Origin of the sequence: Streptomyces violens, assembly GCF_000717745.1 — a bacterium.
Classification (GTDB): Bacteria; Actinomycetota; Actinomycetes; order Streptomycetales; family Streptomycetaceae; genus Streptomyces; species Streptomyces violens.
The window spans coordinates 337268-355841 of record NZ_JOBH01000009.1; the positions used below are offsets into that span (position 1 = coordinate 337268).

Genomic DNA, 18574 nt, shown 5'->3' on the forward strand with positions numbered 1-18574 from the left:
GTTCACCTCGGCCGGTCGAGGCGCTGGATGAGCAGGTCGGCGAGCCGGTCGCGACTGGTGGGGGCGGCCTGGTGGGTGAGGTGGATGGCGTTCAGGAGCTGGTCGGCGGCGAGCAGTTCGCTGCGGGAACGTTCCAGGAAGCGGGCGATCAGGTCGTCCCCCGCGCGGGCCGCCTCCTCGCCGAGGTGCGCCCGGACGACCGTGGCCAGCCGCTTGTGGTCGGGCTGGCCCAGCTCCAGGTGGATGCAGCGGCGCAGCAGCGGCGCGGGGAAGTCCCGCTCGCCGTTGCTGGTGAGGATGACGAACGGGAAGGCGTGGCAGCGCACCCGCCCGTCGCGGATGCGGACCTTCTGCCCGTCGTCGGTGAGCACCTCCACCTCGGGCTCCCGCTCCGCCAGCCGCTCCAGCTCGGGGATGGCGAACTCGCCCTCCTCCAGGACGTTCAGCAGGTCGTTGGGCAGGTCGATGTCGCTCTTGTCGAGCTCGTCGACGAGCAGGACGCGCGGCTGCGCGGTGGGCAGCAGGGCGGTGCCCAGCGGCCCGAGCCGGATGTAGCTGCCGATGCCGCCGGGCGTCGCGGCCTGCGCGCCGGGCCCGCCGGCCGCCCGGCTGCTCGCGGCGATCTGTACGTCCTGGAGGCGGGCGATCGCGTCGTAGCGGTACAGCCCGTCGCCCAGCGTCGTCCGGCTCACCACCGGCCAGCGCAGTACCCTGCCGAGCTTCAGCTCGTGGGCGACGGCGTGCGCGAGGGTGCTCTTGCCGGTGCCGGGATTGCCGGTGACCAGCAGCGGACGGCGCAGGTACAGCGCGGCGTTGACGATCTCCAGCTCCTCGGCGCTGGGCCGGTGCATCTCCGCGACGTGCTCGCCGAGCCGCCGGGTGGAGGAGCTGTCGGTGGCGGGGCCGGGCGCGACGAGCGGGCCGCCGTCGAAGTCCCGCCAGGGCGGCGGGTCGGGGAGCGCGGCGATGCCGTCGTGGGGCTCGCCCGTGCCGCGGTAGATGAGCCATTCGTTCGGTCCGCTCACTGCGAACTCCTCGTCGGTGGTGGGTCATCGGCGGTAGCGCACCGGCCACGCTCCGACCGTATCGGGACGGACCGCGACCCGGTAGAAGCACACGGAAACCGGTGGGAGCACGCCCGGAACCGGGTGCCCCTCACGGCGTCTCCAGCACATCGTCCGCGCCCGGCAACGGCCGTCCCGGATCGTCGTACAGCAGCGTGATCCCGCGTGACCAGTACGCTTCCGGCTCCGCCGCGCCGATGCCGGCGCGCAGCTCACGGACGGCGAGGGGCAGCCGGTGGGCGGTCGTGCCGCTCTTGACCGTGCGCAGTATCCCGCGGTGGTACTCCCCGCACACCGGGTCCATGCGCTCCCTGCGCCACAGTGCCACCGGGTGGCCGCTGCCGACGATCCGGCGGATCGTCGCGGCCCCGCCGTCGCCCCCGGGGACCCGGCACAGCACGGGGAAGGACCGCGGCCCCAGCTCCCGCAGCAGGTCCGCCGTCACCTCCTCGGGGCGGCCCTCGTCGCAGTCGACGCACGTGTGCTCCATGCCGTCCTCGTGCAGCCGGGTCCAGCGCTCCTGCGGCCCGGTCCCCGGGTCCGTACCGTCCCCTTCGCCGCACGCCGGTCCCGGCGGCCGGTCCGCGCAGCGCACCACCACCGGCCGCAGCTCCCCTATCGGTCTGCTGCCCGGCGGTATCCGCCAGGTGTCCACGTCCAGGTCCAGCAGCGCCTGTCTGAGGGCGACTTCGAGGACGGCCGGGCGGCCGGGCTCGTCGCTGCGGCGGAACGCCTCGCCCAGCGGGCCGGCCAGCTCGGCGGGCAGGTCGGCCAGCGCCGTGCCGTGCCGGCCCTCGCCCAGCGGCAGGTCGCCGGAGGGTCTGCTCGCGGTGAGGTACCAGTCGAACCGGCCCTGCTCCCAGGCGCGTTCGGTGATCTCCAGCAGGACGGACGGCAGTGGGCCGCCCGCGGCCGCGTGCTCGCCGGTGCGGCGGCCCCGGCCGACCGCGCGGGCCCGCACCCGGGCGTGCCACTCGGCGCCCAGCCGGTTCCGGGCCAGCGGCGGCAGCTCGGTCATGGCCAGATCGCGCACCCAGTCCCAGACCGCGTCCGCCGCCTCGGTCGTCGCCGGATACGGATGCTCGGCGGTCGCGGCGTACACCGCGTACCGCAGCACTGCCTCCAACTCGCTGTGTTCATCGCGCAGTTCGAGGCGGTCGAGGTAGACCTCCAGCCCCTCGCGCCAGCCGCGGGGCGCGGGCGAGAGCCCCTCGCCGCGGCGCGGCAGCAGCTCGTCGACCAGGGCCACCAGCGCGGGCGTGCCGGCCGGCGGCGGCAGTTGCGCGAGCAGGCCGTGCAGCACCACCCGGCGCTTGGGGGTCAGCGCCGCGACCGTGGCGGCCGAGGCGGGCAGCCCGCTCTGCGCCTCGGTCCAGGTGTCCCGGGCCTCGCTGACGTCGGCGTGCCGGTCGGCGTGGTACCGGTCGTGGGCGTGCAGGACACGGTGGTACGGGTCGTCCTCCTCGCGGCCGATCGGGGTGCCGGGGACGCCGATCCGGCGCAGCTGGGCCAGCGCGATGCCGAGCCCGCCGTCGCGCGCACCGCCGCGCCGTCCCTTCAGTACGCCGATCACCTCACCGCGCTCGACGTCGACCAGCGGGCCGCCGGAGAGCCCCTCCGGCATCTCGTCCTCGTTGCCGAGCCGCAGCAGGCCCTCGCCGCCGAACTCGCCGCGCACGGTGCACCGTCCGTCGAACGCGCCGACCGTCCCGGCGATCTCCGTGTACCCGAAGTACGCGACGCGCTCGCCGCCGTGTGCCCGCACCGTGCGCGGCGAGAGCCAGCAGCAGGGGTGCGCGGTGGGCTGGAGCAGCCGGATCAGGGCGAGGTCGGGGGCGGGCAGCAGGCCATCGGTGCGCACCGCGGGCTCGGCCCATTCGACGCGGCCGCGCGCGCTGCCCCCTTCGAAGCTCACGCCCACTTCGCCCCCCTCGCCCTCCAGCGCGACATGGGCGCAGGTGAGCACCCAGTTGGGGGCGACGAAGAAGCCGCTCCCCCACAGCGGCGGCTCGGACTGCCCTCCGTGGGGATACCCGTCCCGGGCGGCGTGGATGCGCACCGTCGCGGCCTTGACGAGCGGGGCGAAGCGCCGGGAGAAGTACGCGTCCGGATCGTGCGCCCCGGTCATGCGCCGCCCCCGGTCCCGCCCTCCGCAAGGTCGGCGGGCGGGCCGCCCTGCCAGGTGAGGGTGACGTTGATGGCGGCCTTGGCCTCGCCGTCCGCGAGCAGTCCGACCAGGGTCCCCGACTTCCCGCTCAGCTCGATGCCGAACTGCACGCTGACCTCGTCGGGCCGCAGCCCTTGGAGCGCCCCGGCCAGCGACCGGGCGACGCCGTGCACCAGCCCGTCCAGGCTCTCCAGCCGCCCGACGACGCGGTCGCTGAAGAAGCCGCTGTCGGCGTAGTCCTCCGTATCCTCGGCGCCGGATATCCGGGCCCAGACGGGCGTGCCGTCCGGCAGTTCGATCCGTGCGACACGCGTCGCGTCCTCGCTCATGCCACCCCCCGCTGCCCCCTGCGCCAGGAGGCCGGCCCGTGCCCGGTGCCGATGCGCGGTCCCGGACCGCCGCTGCCTATCCTGACCTGGAATGTCCTTACCCCTACCCCCTTAGCGGAGCACTCACGTGTATTTCACCGACCGAGGTATCGAGGAGCTGGAGAGCCGGCGCGGCGAGGAAGAGGTGACCCTCGGCTGGGTCGCCGAGCAGCTCCGGACGTTCGTCGACCTCAACCCCGACTTCGAGGTGCCGGTGGAGCGGCTGGCGACCTGGCTGGCGCGGCTGGACGACGAGGACGACGACGAGTGACGAGGGGCGCCTACCTGCCGGCGCAGGGCGCTTGACTTCCCCGTACCGCGATATATCGTGTTCTCAACGAACACGATATGTTGCGTTGTCGTACACAGGGGAGGCACGTCATGTCAGCCAGCAAAGAGTGGCCGGACGGCCCGGCCGAGGTGGCCGAGCCGCGCACGCTCGACATCGACGCGCCGGTGAACACGCTGCAGGTGCGGGTGTACGGCGGCACGGTGAATGTCGTCGGCAGCACGACGACCGACCGCACCCGAGTCGAGATCACCGAGATCGACGGCCCGCCGCTCACCGTCTCCCACGACCGCGGCACGCTCACCGTCGGCTATGACGACCTCCCCTGGCGGGGACTGCTGAAGTTCCTCGACCGCAAGGGCTGGCAGCGCAGCGCCGTCGTCTCGGTGACCGTCCCGGCCGCCGCCCGGGTCGAGGTCGGCACGGTCGGCGCGAGCGCGGTGCTCTCCGGCATCACCGGGCGTACGGAGCTGCGCGGCGTCTCCGGCGACGCCACCCTGGTCCGGCTGACCGGGCCGGTGCGCGCCGAGACCGTCACCGGCCGGGTCGAGGCCCAGGCCGTCACCGGCGACCTGCGGTTCCACTCCGTCTCCGGCGATCTGACGATCATCGACGGCGGCGGCAGTTCCGTACGTGCCGAGTCGGTCACCGGCGACATGGTCGTGGACCTGGACCCGGCGGCGGAGGGCACCGACGTGCACCTCACGACGGTCTCCGGCGAGGTCGCCATCCGGCTGCCGGAACCGGCCGACACCGAGGTGGAGGCCAGCACCACCAGCGGCGCCGTCTCCAATGCCTTCGACGACCTGCGGGTCGGCGGCCAGTGGGGCGCCAAGAACATCACCGGACGGCTCGGCGCGGGCACCGGGCGCCTGAAGGTCACCACCGTCTCCGGCTCACTGGCCCTGCTGCGCCGCCCGCGCACCGAGGACGCCCCCGCCGACCCGCCCGCCGACAAGAAGGTGCTGTAGAGCCATGCCCCCCGTCTTCGCGCACGGCCGCCTCCGTCTGTATCTGCTGAAGCTGCTGGACGAGGCGCCCCGCCACGGTTACGAGATCATCCGGCTGCTGGAGGAGCGCTTCCAGGGCCTGTACGCGCCCTCCGCCGGCACCGTCTACCCGCGCCTCGCCAAGCTCTCCGACGAGGGCCTGGTCACGCACGCCACCGAGGGCGGCCGCAAGGTGTACTCCATCACCGAGGCGGGCCGCGCCGAACTGGCGGCCCGCGGCGGCGAACTGGCCGAACTGGAGCTGGAGATCCGCGAGTCCGTCGCGGCGCTGGCCTCCGACATCCGCGAGGACGTCAGCGGTTCGGCGCGCGACCTGCGCCGCGAGATGCGCGAGGCCGCGCAGGCCACTCGCCGGCAGGCAGGGCGCAACGGCAGGCCGGGCGGCCCCGACTTCCCCGGCTTCCCGGGCCCCTCCGAGGCGTTCGACCGCGGCCCCGACGACCCCGAGGCGTGGCGGTACGCCAAGGAGGAGTTCCGGCGCGCCAAGGAGGAGTGGAAGGAGCAGGCCCGGCGGGCGAAGGAGGAGAGCCGGCGGGCCAAGCAGGAGGCACAGCGCGCCCGTAAGCAGGCCAAGAACGCCAAGGACTCGGCGCGCGAGGAGGTCCAGGAGGTCATCCGCCGGGTGCAGGAGCGGGCCCAGGAGCAGGTGCGCTCGGGCGACTGGCCGGGCGCGGTGCGCGATGTGCTGTCCGAGGTCTCGCGCGAGGTCGGCCGCTTCACGGAGGGCTTCGCGGCGGCGTCCGGTGGCTCCGGGCCGACGGCATCCGGTACCGCCGGATCCGCGGCGTCCGGTACCACCGAATCCGCGGCGTCCGGTACAGCCGACTCCGCGCCTCCGGAGCCGGCCTGGGTGCACGAACCGGCCACCGGCGATCCGGCCCGTGATCTGGACCGGCTGCTGGACCGGTTCCGCGACGACCTCCGGGACGCGGCGCGCGACCACGGCGTGGACGAAGCCCAGTTGGCGGCGGCCCGGCAGCACCTCGCGACGGCCGCCGCACACATCGGCGCGCTGCTGCGACGCCCCCCTCAGTAATCACTCACGGTTATTTTTCGAAGGGCCGGGTTCACCCCAGGTAATCGGGGAACCCGGCCCTTCGCAGGGCCGCCGTCCGTACTCGGACCGGCCGCGGCGTTCCGCCGACCCATGGCCTTGCCCACGCTTGACTTCAACTCTCCTTATTCATAAGTCACTTGAAGGCCATGAGGTATGCGATGTCGGAGTATCCCGCGGTTGCCCGCAGGCTGTGGCACCACCTCGAACCGCTGCACGCCACCCTCTACTTCGCTCCCGAGGCCTTCGAGGAGGCGGCGGCGCTCGGGTACGACGTCGGAACCCGCTGGCCCAGCTACTTCGCCTGGCGCACCGCCCCGTTGGGCGCCGCCGGGCCTGAGCTGGTGGCCGCCACGTACTACAGCTTCAGCCCGCGGATGGTCGAGCAGTACGTGCCGCTGATCTGGTCGACGGCCGCGCCCGCGAAGGTGCTGGAGGCCCGGCTGCACGCGATGGACCGCGTACTGCGCCGGCTGATCGGCGACCGGCTGACCAAGGAGCAGCTCGCGGAGGCGGCCCGGCTGGCCCGCCAGGCCGCGGAGAACGCGATACCGGCCGCCCGGCCGCTGGCCGCCGCCAATCTGGACCTGCCCTGGCCTGCCGAGCCGCACCTGGAGCTGTGGCAGGCGCTGACCGTCCTGCGCGAGCACCGCGGCGACGGGCACCTGGCCGCGCTGCTCACCGCGGGACTGGACCCGTGCGAGTCGCTGGTCTCGTTCGCGGCGGTGGGCGCGGCGCCGGAGGAGCACTTCCGCAGCCGCGGCTGGTCCCCGCAGGAGTGGCACGAGGCCCGCGACCGGCTGGCCGCGCGCGGCTGGATCGCGCCCGACGGCCGCGCCACCGACCGCGCCCGCGAGGGCCGGGAGGCGGTCGAGCGGCTGACGGACCAGCTGGCCGCGGGCCCGTGGCGGGCGCTGGGCCGCGCCCGCGCCGACCGCCTCGCCCAGCTGATCACCCCGCTGCTGACCGCCGTCTTCGAGTCCGGCCACCTCCCGAAGACCACCACCCTGGGCATCAGCACGATCCGCGTCGCGTACTAGTGGACGCCGGCCGCGTGATGGTCCGCCTCGTCCTGCAGGCCGGCCAGGACGGCGGCGGGGTCGCCGCCCCGGGAGAGTGCGCCGGCGATCTTCTCCTGGAGCGCCGCCCGGACCCGCGGCCAGCTCCGCGTGGCCATCGGCTGGAACTGGACCTTCGGGAGCTGGTCCACGAACGGCCACAACGGCCGGTACACGGCGTCCGCGCGCATCTTCTCCGCGGCCGGCACGGTCACCGGCAGGGTGCCCTGCCCGCCCGCGTAGTGCACCGCGTTGTCGGTGCCGTACAGGAAGTCCAGGAAGGTGCCGATCTGCCGGGCGTGGTGGTGCTGCTTGAAGGCCACCAGCCAGTCCGAGAGCCCGGCGGACGTCGCCGCGCCGCCCGAGCGCCGGGGGAAGGGGGCCGTTCCGTACGGGACATGGGCCGCCTCGGCCATCGGGATCAGCACCGGGTGGGCGAGGACCATGCCGACCTTGCCGGCGACGAAGCCGCGGTACGCCTCGGTGCGGTTGAGCGCGGAGCCCTTGGGGCCGGTCAGGCCCGGGGCGACCAGGCCGTCGCGCACCGCGGTCAGCGCCGCGGTGTTCTCGGCGGAGTCCAGGGTGTAGCCGCCGCTCATGCCGACGTAGCCGCCGTTGTTGCCGAGCAGCCAGCTCAGCGTCTCGTCCTCGGCGGCCTCCGGGCCGGTCTGCAGCGCGTACGGCGTCTGCACTCCGGCGTCCTTCAGCGCGGCCGCGGCGCGCTCGATCCCGGCCCACGAAACCGGCGGGCGCTCGATCCCCGCCCGCTTGAAGAGCTTCTTGTTGTAGAAGAGGCGCGGCGTACTGGCGCTGAAGGGCATCCCGTACTGCACGTGGTGGATCTCGCCCGCCCTGGCCAGCGCGGGGACGAAGTCGGCCTGGGTGCCGATGGAGAGCGTCTCGTCCGCGCTGTAGAGCTTCCCCTTCGCCACGTACGGGGCGAAGACGCCGGTCTGTGCGATGTCGGGCGCGTCACCGGCCGCGACCCGCGCGGCGACCGTCTTGTCCAGCCGGTTGTACGGCACCGGGTCCATGTGCACCGCGATCTCCGGGTGCCGCTTCTCGAAGGCGTCGACGACGCGCTTCCAGTAGTCGGCCGAGGACCGGGCGGTGCGCTTGCCGTAGTCGGCGACCACCAGGTCGAGCGTGACGTCCGCGTCGCCCGCGGGACCCGCGCCGCCGCACGCGGTGAGCGTCAGCGCCAGCGCGGCGGCCAGCCCGGCCGCCCTGCGGGCGGTGCGCCGCCGGCCCGCCGCGCCTGCCGTTGCCGAAGGGAAAAAGGGCGCGCGTCGCTGCCGTATGACCATGTCCGCCTCTGTGCTGAAGTCCCGCTGGCGAGCGGGTGGTTCCCCCGGCCGTACCCTTCGCCATTCCTGAGCACAGGATCACCTACGGGCGGCGCGGGGGTACGGAAATCAGCCGCCCGCGGTGAACGTGACGACGGCGGCGACGCCGTCAGGGCCCGCGTCGAGGTCGGCCCCGGTCCCGGCGGGCAGCAGCGCGGCGTCGTACCGGCCGAGCGGTACCGTTTCGGCGCTCCCCGCGGGCGTCAGCAGCACCGCGCCGGCCACCGCGGCGACCAGTACCGCGCCGTCCGGGTCCGGCGCCGGGCGCACCACGTACCGGCCGCGGGCCATCGCCACCTCGGCGGCGCACCGCCCGTCGCGCACCATCACGTTGAAGTTGACGACGGGACCGGCGGCGAGCCGGCAGTCCGTGGCGGCGGCACCGGGGAAGGACAGCGGCCGGAACCGCTCGGTGACGGGGGTCCGTTCTCCGTCGATGGTGAGCTCCATGCCGGCCCCGGCGACCATGGTGAGGATGCGCCGGACTCCGGGCAGCGGGGAGTACGGGCCGTCCCGGTCCACGCCCGCCAGGCTGACCCGCCAGTCGAAGGCGTCCCAGCCCGCGCCGGGCGGCCCGGCGGCGATCTCCCGGGTCACGCCGCCCCCGTTGCTCCAGGGGGCGGCGGTGCGTCCGGCGGCCGGCAGCAGTTGTACGCGATCCATCAGACGGTCAGCACGACCTTGCCGAAGAGGTCACCCTCCGCCATCTTCGCGAAGCCCTCGCGGGCCCGGTCCAGCGGCAGTTCGGAGTCGATGACCGGCTTGACGCCCTTGGCTGCGCAGAAGCTGAGCAGGCTCGCCAGCTCCTCCTTGTCGCCCATGGTCGAGCCGACGACCTTCAGCTCCAGGAAGAAGATGCGGTTCAGCTCGGTCTTCTCGGGGTTGAAGCCGCTGGTGGCGCCGGAGATCACGAGCGTGCCGCCGGGCTTGAGGGACTTGACGGAGTGCGACCAGGTGGCGGCGCCGACGGTCTCGATCACCGCGTCGACCCGCTGCGGCAGCCGCTCGCCGGTCGCGAAGGCGCCCTCGGCGCCCAGGTCCAGCGCCCGCTTGCGCTTGGCCTCGTCCCGGCTGGTGGCGAAGACCCGCAGGCCGGCCGCGGCGCCGAGCACGATCGCCGCGGTGGCCACGCCGCCGCCCGCGCCCTGGACCAGTACCGAGTCGCCGGGCCGCACGCCGGCGTTGGTGAAGAGCATCCGGTACGCGGTCAGCCAGGCGGTCGGCAGACAGGCGGCCTCGGCGAAGGTGAGCTCCTTCGGCTTGGGCAGCACGTTCCACGTGGGGACGGCGACCTGCTCGGCGAAGGTGCCCTGGTACCGCTCGGTGAGGATGGAGCGCGGCTCCCCGGGGCCGACGCCGTGGCCGGTCTGGCCGATCACGGAGTGCAGGACGACCTCGTTGCCGTCCGCGTCGATACCGGCCGCGTCGCAGCCGAGGATCATCGGGAGGGCTTCTTCGCCGAGTCCCACCCCGCGCAGCGACCAGAGGTCGTGGTGGTTGAGGGAGGCGGCCTTGACGTTGACGGTCGTCCAGCCCGGGCGGACCTCGGGAGCCGGGCGCTCGCCCAACTCCAGTCCGGCGAGCGGATCGTCACGGTCGATTCGGGCGGCGTAGGCAGCGAACATGATCCCAACGTAGGCCGGGGAGTGCGGTAGCGGAACCACGACGCGGTGTGACATGCGCCCCGACAGGGGCGCGGGGAACTGCGCGAGCAACCCCCACGGCGCCGCGGCCGGGCCAAGAGCTCGGGACCTTCCCACGGTGGCCCGCTGCGGCAACATCGTGGCCGGTCGCGCAGTTCCCCGCGCCCCTTACGGGGCCGGGCCCGCTCCCCCAGAGGGAAGCGGGCCCGGACCACAGGCGGCAAGCCGCGTCAGCGGCGAGCCACGCCCTCCGCACGGGCGGCCGCGGCCACCGCGGCCGTCACCGCCGGGGCGACCCGCTCGTCGAACGGCGAGGGGATGACCTTGTCGGCGCTGAGCTCGTCGGCCACCACCGCGGCGAGCGCCTCCGCCGCGGCGAGCTTCATGCCCTCGGTGATCTTCGAGGCACGCACCTGGAGGGCGCCCGCGAAGATGCCCGGGAAGGCGAGCACGTTGTTGATCTGGTTCGGGTAGTCGCTGCGCCCGGTGGCCACGACCGCGGCGTACTTGTGCGCCACGTCCGGGTGGATCTCCGGGTTCGGGTTGGCCATCGCGAAGATCAGCGAGTCCTTCGCCATCTTCGCCACCGCCTCCTCCGGGACCGTGCCGCCGGAGACTCCGATGAACACGTCCGCGCCTTCCAGCGCGGATTCCAGGGAGCCGGTGAGGCCGCCCTTGTTCGTGAAGCCGGCCAGCTCGCGCTTGACGTCCGTCAGGTCCTCGCGGTCCGCGGAGACGATGCCCTTGCGGTCGCACACCGCGACATCCCCGATGCCCGCCTCGATGAGGATCTTGGCGATGGCGACGCCCGCCGCACCGGCGCCCGAGATGACCGCGCGCAGCTGCCCCAGCGCGCGGTCGGTGAGCTTGGCTGCGTTGCGCAGCGCGGCCAGCGTGACCACGGCGGTGCCGTGCTGGTCGTCATGGAAGATCGGGATGTCCAGCTTCTCCTGAAGCCGACGCTCGATCTCGAAGCAACGCGGCGCGGAGATGTCCTCCAGGTTCACGCCTCCGAAGGAGGGCGCGAGCCGCACGACCGTGTCGACGATCTCGTCGGTGTCCGTGGTGGCGAGCGCGATCGGCACCGCGTCGACTCCGCCGAACTGCTTGAAGAGGATGGCCTTGCCCTCCATCACCGGGAGGGACGCCTCCGGGCCGATGTCGCCCAGGCCCAGCACCGCGGTGCCGTCCGTGACCACGGCGACGACCTGGGACTTCCAGGTGTAGTCGTGGACGAGCTCGGGCTTCTCGGCGATGGCGCTGCACACCTTGGCGACGCCGGGCGTGTACGCCAGGGACAGGTCGTCCCGGTCGCGCACCGGCACCGTCGCCTGGACGGCCATCTTGCCGCCGCGGTGGAGCGCGAAGGCCGGATCGAAGGGCTCTTCGTCCGTATTGCTGTCGCTGCGAGGATTGACGATCTCCGCTGCCACTGTTCTGACCCCTTTGTCGTAAATCAGTTGAGGGTGACCGCTCCCTGGTTGCAGAGCGGGCGGGCACCGCGTCCGGTCCCTGCGCCGCGGATGGCCGCCGCGCGGGGGGAGGTACGGACGCCGGGCGCGCCGCACACGCGCCCTGAGCCCCGGATGAGGGGTGTAACGACCCTTTGTACCCGACGGGCGTGCACCCCGACGAGTCAGATTGGTTACCCTCGCGTACGCAATTCCGACAATAACCGCGAACTCCTCGAAAAGCCGGACGCGTGGATCATCTTCCGTCCACATACCGAGACTTCGGGTCCATGCCGCCTCCGCAGCGGTCCGAGCGTGCCCGCTATACACCGCTGACCAGCTTCGCCACGTCCGTTATGCGATTTTGACCTCTTCAGCAGTCCGAATAACGGAGTCCGGATGGCAAGATTCCGTGACCGAACGAGGTCGCGATGCCCGATGGTGTGTGCCCGGCCCCGCCCGGCCGGCTCCCCCGCCCCGCCCCCAGCCGGCTGAATCCGTTCCGCAGCAGGAGGAAACGCATGACCGCAAGTATCCGTCGTCGCCCGGCCTCCGGCAGGTCCCGCACGGCCGCCGGCGCAGCGACAGCGGTCGTGGCCGCCCTCCTGCTCAGCGGCTGCGGCGACCAGACGGACGCCGCCATCGCCAAGCGCGAGGCCGCGAAGACCCGCAACGTGCACGCCCCGCTCTTCAAGAAGCTCCCCAAGGCCGTCCAGGACAAGGGCTTCCTCCAGGTCGGCTCGGACGCGACGTACAAGCCGGTGGAATTCCGGAAGAACGGCGCGATCGTGGGCATCGACCCCGACCTCGCCGCCGCCATGAGCAAGCAGCTGGGCGTCAAGCTCAACTTCAACAACGCCACCTTCGACACCCTCATGGGCGGCCTGAAGTCCAAGCGGTACGACATCGCCATGTCGGCCATGACGGACACCAAGGAGCGCCAGGAGGGCATCGACTCCACCACCGGCAAGAAGATCGGCGAGGGCGTCGACTTCGTCGACTACTTCAACGCCGGCGTCTCGCTCTACGTCCAGAAGGGCAAGAGCGACACCGTCTCGGACTGGGCCGACCTGTGCGGCAAGTCCATCGCCGTACAGCGCGGCACCGTCTCGCACGACTACGCCAAGGACCAGGCGGAGAAGTGCAAGAAGGACGGCGAGGAGACGATCTCCATCGAGGCGTTCGACAACGACTCCGAGGCCCAGACCCGGCTGCGCACCGCCGGCGTGGACGCGGTCTCCAGCGACTACCCGGTCGCCGCGTACGCCGTGAAGACCTCCGGCGGCGGCAAGGACTTCGAGGTCGTCGGCGACCAGGTCGAGGCCGCCCCGTACGGCATCGCCGTCCCCAAGGGCCAGGAGCAGCTGCGCGACGCCCTCAAGGCCGCGCTGGAGGCGACGATCAAGAACGGGGACTACGCCAAGATCCTCGAGAAGTGGCAGGTCAAGGACGCGGGGGTCAAGGAAGTGAAGCTCAACGGCGGCGCGTAGCCGCGCACCGCCCCTTCCCGCCCGCCGAACTCCGCCGAACCCCGAAAGGCAACACCCGTGTCTGTCGACGTCGACAAGGCGGCCAGGCCGCCGCAGGACGCTCCCCCGCCGCTGCCCGAGCCGATCAAGGCCGTGCCCGTCCGCCATTACGGCCGCTGGGTCGCCGCCCTGCTGGTCATAGCCGTGCTCGCGCTCCTCGTCCGGGCGTTCGCGACCGGCAACGTCAACTGGGACGCGATCCCCGACTACCTCTTCAACTCCGACATCCTGCGCGGTCTGCGCAACACCCTCCTGATCACCGTGCTGTCCATGGTGATCGGCGTGGTGCTCGGCGTGATCCTCGCCGTGATGCGCCAGTCCAAGAACCCGGTGACCTCGACCGTCGCGTGGTTCTACATCTGGTTCTTCCGCGGCACGCCGGTCTACGTCCAGCTCTTCCTCTGGTTCAACCTGGGCCTCGTCTTCCAGTACATCGACATCATGCCGATCTACAAGGACGAGTGGTCGGACTTCATGACCCCGTTCCTGTGCGCGCTGCTCGGCCTCGGCCTGAACGAGGCCGCGTACATGGCGGAGATCTGCCGCGCCGGCCTGACCGCCGTCGACGAGGGCCAGACCGAGGCCGCGCACGCGCTCGGCATGAGCCACGGCAAGACCCTGCGCCGGATCGTCGTGCCCCAGGCGATGCGCGTCATCGTGCCGCCGACCGGCAACGAGGTCATCAACATGCTCAAGACCTCCTCGCTGGTGATCGCGGTCCAGTACTACGACCTGCTGCAGTCCGCGCAGAACGTCGGCCGCGACTCCGGCGTCGTCGTCGAGATGCTGATCCTCGCCGCCGTCTGGTACCTCGTCGCCACCAGCGTGCTCAGCGTCGGCCAGTACTACCTGGAGCGCCACTACGCCCGCGGCTCCAGCCGCCAGCTCCCGCTCACCCCGCTGCAGAAGGCCAAGGCCAAGCTGTCCGGCGGCTTCAACCGTTCTGCTGCCGGAGGTGCCTGATGACGGACAAGAACAACAAGGCCGTCCCCATGGTCAAGGCCGAGGGCGTCCACAAGTCCTTCGGCGCCGCACACATCCTCAAGGGCATCGACCTGGAGGTCGCGCCCAAGGAGGTCTTCTGCCTGATCGGCCCGTCCGGCTCCGGCAAGTCGACCTTCCTGCGCTGCATCAACCACCTGGAGAAGATCAACGCCGGCCGGCTCTCGGTCGACGGCGAGCTGGTCGGCTACCGCGAGCACAACGGCAAGCTGTACGAGCTGCGCGACCGGGAGGTCGCGGCCCGCCGCCGCGACATCGGCATGGTCTTCCAGCGCTTCAACCTCTTCCCGCACATGACCGCGGTGGAGAACGTCATGGAGGCGCCCGTCCAGGTCAAGGGCGAGTCCAAGGCGTCGGCCCGCGAGCGTGCCCTGAAGCTGCTGGACCGCGTCGGCCTGAAGGACAAGGCCGGGAACTACCCGTCCCAGCTCTCCGGCGGCCAGCAGCAGCGCGTGGCGATCGCCCGCGCGCTCGCCATGGAGCCCAAGCTGATGCTCTTCGACGAGCCGACCTCGGCCCTCGACCCGGAGCTGGTCGGCGACGTCCTGGACGTCATGAAGGACCTGGCCGCGGACGGCATGACCATGGTCGTGGTCACCCACGAGATGGGCTTCGCCCGGGAGGTCGGCGACTCGCTGGTCTTCATGGACGACGGCGTGGTCGTCGAGTCCGGCCACCCGCGCGACGTCCTGACCAAGCCGCAGCACGAGCGCACGAAGTCGTTCCTGTCGAAGGTGCTCTGAGCACGCGGTACGAGAGCAGTAGGAGAAGGGGCGGTACGGGCCACCGGCCGGTACCGCCCCTTCTCGCGCATTTGGGCCTACTTGAGCCCCAGCACCATCGCGTCCGAAGGCGAGGCCCAGACCGTGCGGGCCTCGGCGAAGCCGGCGTCCCTGAGCGTCTGCGCGTGCCACGCCGCCGAGGGTGTCTCCCCTTCGGCGTGCTCACCGTAGATCTCGAACCGCTCGGCGGTCGGCCCGGCCAGCACCGGGTCGGCGGCCGCGAGCTCCCACCATGCCTTCCAGTCCACCGCGCCGGCCGCCTTGGCCGCGTCCATGCGGGCGTGCCGCTGCGCCCGGTCGGCGGCGTTCAGCCGGGGCGTGGACGGGTCCGGCATGTGGTCGGCGTTCAGGAAGACGCCGCCCTCCCGGACCAGGCCCGCCAGCTGCCCGTACAGCACGCTCAGCTCATCACTGTGCAGCCAGTGCAGCGCGGTGGCGGTCAGTACCGCGTCATACGTCTCGTACGGCAGCTTCGCCGGCCACGCCGGGTCCTTCAGGTCGGCCCGGACGAACTCCACCCGCCGCTCGTCCGCGAAGTATCCCTCCGCGATGGCCAGCAGCGCAGGGTCCAGGTCGACGCCCGTGCTGAGCGCACCCGGCAGCCGCTTCAGCAGCCGGTCGGTGATACTGCCGGTGCCGCACGCGAGGTCCAGGACGCGCGGCTCGGGGCCCACCACGGCCTCGACCATGTCCAACATCACCCGGAACCGCTCCTCGCGGTCCGGCAGGTACCACTCCTGCTGCCGGTCCCAACTGTCCTGCCACGCCTGCCAGTCCGTCTGTGCCACGGCCTCGGTCACCGGAACCCCTCCCGCCTGTAATACCCTCGAACAGACAACGCCCATTACGGGTAGGTACGCAGACTAACCCGCGCCCGGTAAGGACTACAAGTGGAACTGGCCTATTACTCGGACTATGCCGTGCGGCTGGTCAACAGCGAACAGCCGGAGCGCGGCACCGACACCCTGACGTCGGTCGAGGCCGTCCGCGCCCTCTTCGGCCCCGCCCAGCACACCGCCCGGCGGGCCACGGAGGCCGACGTGACCCGGCTGCGCGCCGTACGGACCCGGCTGCGCGCGATCTTCGAGGCGGCCGCCGCCGGCGACGAGGTACTGGCCGTCGACCTCCTCAACGCCCTCCTCATGGAATTCCCGGTCAGCCCGCAGATCTCCGGGCACGAGACGCGGGACGCCGACGGCCGCCCCGACTGGCACCTGCACATCGCGGACCACGCCGCCAACGCCACCGCCGGCTACACGGCCACCGCCTGCATGGGCCTGGCCGTCCACCTCACCGAACTGGGCGTGGACCGCCTCGGCAGCTGCCAGGCGGCGCCGTGCCGCAACGTCTACCTGGACACCTCGACCAACCGCTCCCGCCGCTACTGCTCCGACCGCTGCGCCACCCGCGCCAACGTCGCGGCCTACCGCGCCCGCAAGCGCCAGGAATCGGCCCGCGGCCGTACCGAGCCGGAGGGCCCGGAAGGCGCCGGCGCCTAACGGCGGGCGTTCCGTACCGGCCGGACCGCCGACACCGCCCACCCCAGCACCCCGGCGACCGACCGCTTGACCTCCCGCGGCGGCCGCACCCGCAGCCACGCACGCGCCACCACCAACTCGTCCGGCACCGTGCCGAACTCCCGGCTGTCGTTCTCCACGAAGGGGTTGTCCCCCTGGACCCACCAGCCGCCCGCGCGCCGCTCCACCGCCCGCTTGACGATGAGCAGATCCTGCCGGAAGGGATGTTTCAGGACGATCACGTCGCCCGGTCGCACTACCGCGCCGTACCGGACGACCAGCTGGTCCCCGGGCCGCAAAGTGGGCACCATCGAGGGGTTGTACACCTCGGCGAGACCGATCGTCCGGAGCGGCCCCCGGCCCTCCCGGCCCTGCTCCTGCCCCTGATCGGGCCAGCGCTCATGCACCTGCTCCGGCATCCGGCACCTCCTGGTCCAATCCTCCACCGGCCCCAGCTTCCCACCGGACTTTTGCCCTAAGACCCCCGGCCCACCCGAGAAAAGCCTTCCCGTACCGAGTAATCTCGCACCTGAGAAGACGATCACGAGGAAGGATTGAACATGCTTTCCCGCCTGTTCGCCCCCAAGGTGAAGGTCAGCGCCCACTGCGACCTGCCCTGCGGCGTGTACGACCCGGCCCAGGCCCGCATCGAGGCCGAGTCGGTCAAGGCCGTCCAGGAGAAGTACCAGGCCAACGAGGACGCGGACTTCCGCGCCCGCGCGATCCTCATCAAGGAGCAGCGCGCGGAGCTGGCCAAGCACCACGTCTCGGTGCTGTGGAGCGACTACTTCAAGCCCCCGCACTTCGAGAAGTACCCGGAGCTGCACCAGCTGGTCAACGACACCCTCAAGGCCCTCTCGGCCGCCAAGGGTTCGAACGACCCCGCCACCGGCCAGAAGGCCCTGGACTACATCGCCCAGATCGACAAGATCTTCTGGGAGACCAAGAAGGCCTGACCCCGGCCCTCCGACCGCACCCGGTCCGCAGGCCGCCCCACACGGCGGCCATGGCGGGCCGGGTGCGGTCTTTTTTTTCTGCGAGTTGTGGGTTTTTCTGCGAGTTGTGGGTGACCGATGGTGGTTACCGGACTAGGGAGACGGCGCGGCGGCGGGGTTGAGGACATGGGCGATGCCGGTGTCCGGGTCGATGGCGTGACCGGCGTCGAAGGCGCGCCGGTAGGCGTCCGCCCCGAGGGCTTCGCGAGTCCGGCGTTCGCAGACCTGGTGGGCGGCCACCATCGGGGGGATGCCCGCGTGTGGCCGGCCGAGCGTCTCCCACAGCTGCGCGGCCAGACCGAGCAGCCACGCGGCGTCCCGGTACCGGCCCATGGCGGTGGCCGAGCGGGCCAGCGATTCCAGGGCGTGGCCGGTGCCCACGCCGTCGCGCAGCCGGTGTTTGACCAGCAGCGCGGCCCGGGCGTGCTCGTCGGCCTCCTGGAACCGGCCCAGCGCCAGCTCGGCCTGGGCGCGGACGAAGTCGCCCCAGGAGCACATGCTGCGCTCGCCGTTCCGGTCACAGGCGGCGCTCAGCTCGTCCAGCCAGGCGACGGCTTCCTCGAAGCGGCCGGCGGCGACGAGCGAGTGGGTGAGGAGGACCAGGGCCGACAGGTGAACCATGGTGAGTGGTTGGTCGCGCCAGTCCGTGGCGAGCTGGGCCTCGGCCCCGGACACCGTCTGCGCCAGGTCACCACGCAGCGCCGACACCCGCAGCTCGGTGGCGGCCGCGTAACTCCGCTCCGTGTCGCCGAAGTGTGCGGCCAGGGTGGTGCACTCGGCGGCCCGTTCCTCAAGGGCGGGCAGATCGCCCAGGTAGAGCAGCACTTGGCCGCAGGTGTACAGGGCCTTCACCCGGGCCGGGGAGGGGGCGGTGTCGGCAGCCAGGGCCTGGTCCACGTAGTGCCGGCCCTCCTTCACGAACCCGCAGCCCTGCCAGAAGAAGTACAGCGCTGCGGCCATCTCCAGCGCGCTATGGCCCTCGGGTTCGGCCAGGCTGTACTCCAGTGCGGCGCGGAGGTTGTCGTGCTCGGCGGTCATCCGGTCGTACCAGGCGAACTGGTCGGGCCCGACCCAGGCGGCGTCGCCCCGGCGGGCCAGGTGGGCTGCCAGATCAGGATCGATTTTTCCCTCAGCGTGCCCAGTACGGCAGGGATCTGCTGGGCCGGGAGGTGGTCGTCGGCGCAGATCTCCCGGGCCGTCTCGGCGTCGAAGCTGCCGGCGAAGACCGACAGCCGCGCCCACAGCAGCCGTTCGGCGGGGCTGCACAGCTGGTGGCTCCAGCCGATGGCGGTGCGCAGG

19 protein-coding genes and 1 pseudogene are annotated in these 18574 nt (G+C 72.2%); 9 read left to right on the forward strand and 11 right to left on the reverse strand.

The window, feature by feature from the left end:
* Positions 1-2: 2 nt before the first annotated feature.
* From IF04_RS0119150 to IF04_RS38345, 3 genes and pseudogenes are all read right to left on the reverse strand, one after another.
* Complete coding sequence (locus IF04_RS0119150) at positions 3-1025, reverse strand: AAA family ATPase (protein ID WP_030258826.1); 1023 nt, start codon at positions 1023-1025, stop codon at positions 3-5.
* 130 nt (positions 1026-1155) lie between these two features.
* Entirely contained in the window at positions 1156-3192 is a 2037-nt protein-coding gene (locus IF04_RS0119155; protein WP_051831368.1) for a VMAP-C domain-containing protein, read from the reverse strand.
* Positions 3193-3221: 29 nt separating this feature from the next.
* A pseudogene (locus tag IF04_RS38345) lies at positions 3222-3560 on the reverse strand (CU044_2847 family protein); the annotation flags it as partial.
* 127 nt (positions 3561-3687) lie between these two features.
* Here IF04_RS38345 and IF04_RS0119165 point away from each other — a divergent pair.
* From IF04_RS0119165 to IF04_RS0119180, 4 genes are all read left to right on the forward strand, one after another.
* Positions 3688-3870, forward strand: coding sequence for a DUF6104 family protein (locus tag IF04_RS0119165; protein ID WP_030258837.1), 183 nt, complete (start codon positions 3688-3690; stop codon positions 3868-3870).
* A 110-nt stretch (positions 3871-3980) separates the two neighbouring features.
* Positions 3981-4859: a DUF4097 family beta strand repeat-containing protein gene (locus tag IF04_RS0119170; RefSeq protein ID WP_051831370.1), complete on the forward strand. Its 879-nt coding sequence runs from the start codon at positions 3981-3983 to the stop codon at positions 4857-4859.
* A gap of 4 nt (positions 4860-4863) precedes the next feature.
* The gene (locus IF04_RS0119175) at positions 4864-5934 is read left to right on the forward strand and encodes a PadR family transcriptional regulator (RefSeq protein ID WP_030258844.1); all 1071 of its coding nucleotides are present in this window, start codon (positions 4864-4866) and stop codon (positions 5932-5934) included.
* Between the two features lie 179 nt (positions 5935-6113).
* Positions 6114-6992, forward strand: coding sequence for an SCO6745 family protein (locus IF04_RS0119180; protein ID WP_030258846.1), 879 nt, complete (start codon positions 6114-6116; stop codon positions 6990-6992).
* Here IF04_RS0119180 and IF04_RS0119185 read toward each other — a convergent pair.
* From IF04_RS0119185 to IF04_RS0119200, 4 genes are all read right to left on the reverse strand, one after another.
* A complete protein-coding gene (locus tag IF04_RS0119185) occupies positions 6989-8317 on the reverse strand; it encodes an extracellular solute-binding protein (RefSeq protein WP_051831371.1) in 1329 nt (442 codons plus the stop codon). The genes IF04_RS0119180 and IF04_RS0119185 overlap by 4 nt on opposite strands.
* Positions 8318-8425: 108 nt before the next feature.
* Positions 8426-9019: a HutD/Ves family protein gene (locus tag IF04_RS0119190; RefSeq protein ID WP_030258854.1), complete on the reverse strand. Its 594-nt coding sequence runs from the start codon at positions 9017-9019 to the stop codon at positions 8426-8428.
* Positions 9019-9981, reverse strand: coding sequence for a zinc-binding dehydrogenase (locus IF04_RS0119195; protein WP_030258858.1), 963 nt, complete (start codon positions 9979-9981; stop codon positions 9019-9021). The genes IF04_RS0119190 and IF04_RS0119195 overlap by 1 nt, the downstream gene beginning before the upstream one ends.
* Before the next feature lie 248 nt (positions 9982-10229).
* Complete coding sequence (locus tag IF04_RS0119200; protein ID WP_030258861.1) at positions 10230-11432, reverse strand: NAD(P)-dependent malic enzyme; 1203 nt, start codon at positions 11430-11432, stop codon at positions 10230-10232.
* Positions 11433-11971: 539 nt separating this feature from the next.
* Between IF04_RS0119200 and IF04_RS0119205 the strand changes: the two genes are divergently transcribed.
* The 3 genes from IF04_RS0119205 to IF04_RS0119215 are packed head-to-tail and all read left to right on the forward strand — an operon-like array spanning position 11972 to position 14724.
* Positions 11972-12940: an ABC transporter substrate-binding protein gene (locus IF04_RS0119205; protein WP_030258865.1), complete on the forward strand. Its 969-nt coding sequence runs from the start codon at positions 11972-11974 to the stop codon at positions 12938-12940.
* A 57-nt stretch (positions 12941-12997) separates the two neighbouring features.
* Positions 12998-13942 carry an amino acid ABC transporter permease gene (locus IF04_RS0119210; protein WP_030258868.1) on the forward strand — a complete coding sequence of 315 codons (945 nt, stop codon included), beginning with the start codon at positions 12998-13000 and terminating at the stop codon, positions 13940-13942.
* A gap of 29 nt (positions 13943-13971) precedes the next feature.
* Positions 13972-14724 (forward strand): amino acid ABC transporter ATP-binding protein, encoded by a 753-nt coding sequence (locus IF04_RS0119215; protein WP_030258870.1) that lies wholly within the window; start codon positions 13972-13974, stop codon positions 14722-14724.
* A gap of 77 nt (positions 14725-14801) precedes the next feature.
* Here IF04_RS0119215 and IF04_RS0119220 read toward each other — a convergent pair whose 3' ends face one another.
* Positions 14802-15563, reverse strand: coding sequence for a class I SAM-dependent methyltransferase (locus tag IF04_RS0119220; RefSeq protein ID WP_030258872.1), 762 nt, complete (start codon positions 15561-15563; stop codon positions 14802-14804).
* A gap of 90 nt (positions 15564-15653) precedes the next feature.
* Here IF04_RS0119220 and IF04_RS40125 point away from each other — a divergent pair, with 90 nt between their 5' ends.
* Positions 15654-16262 (forward strand): ABATE domain-containing protein, encoded by a 609-nt coding sequence (locus IF04_RS40125; protein WP_030258874.1) that lies wholly within the window; start codon positions 15654-15656, stop codon positions 16260-16262.
* Here the strand turns inward: IF04_RS40125 and sodX are convergent.
* Complete coding sequence (sodX, locus tag IF04_RS0119230) at positions 16259-16699, reverse strand: nickel-type superoxide dismutase maturation protease (RefSeq protein WP_030258876.1); 441 nt, start codon at positions 16697-16699, stop codon at positions 16259-16261. The genes IF04_RS40125 and sodX overlap by 4 nt on opposite strands.
* A 141-nt stretch (positions 16700-16840) precedes the next feature.
* Between sodX and sodN the strand changes: the two genes are divergently transcribed.
* Positions 16841-17236 (forward strand): superoxide dismutase, Ni, encoded by a 396-nt coding sequence (gene sodN / locus IF04_RS0119235; protein ID WP_030258879.1) that lies wholly within the window; start codon positions 16841-16843, stop codon positions 17234-17236.
* A gap of 132 nt (positions 17237-17368) precedes the next feature.
* Here the strand turns inward: sodN and IF04_RS0119240 are convergent, their stop codons facing one another.
* Positions 17369-18313 carry a hypothetical protein gene (locus IF04_RS0119240; RefSeq protein ID WP_030258882.1) on the reverse strand — a complete coding sequence of 315 codons (945 nt, stop codon included), beginning with the start codon at positions 18311-18313 and terminating at the stop codon, positions 17369-17371.
* A partial coding sequence (locus IF04_RS0119245; RefSeq protein ID WP_030258884.1) for a hypothetical protein occupies positions 18310-18574 on the reverse strand: 265 nt, incomplete at its 5' end. The genes IF04_RS0119245 and IF04_RS0119240, both read right to left, overlap by 4 nt.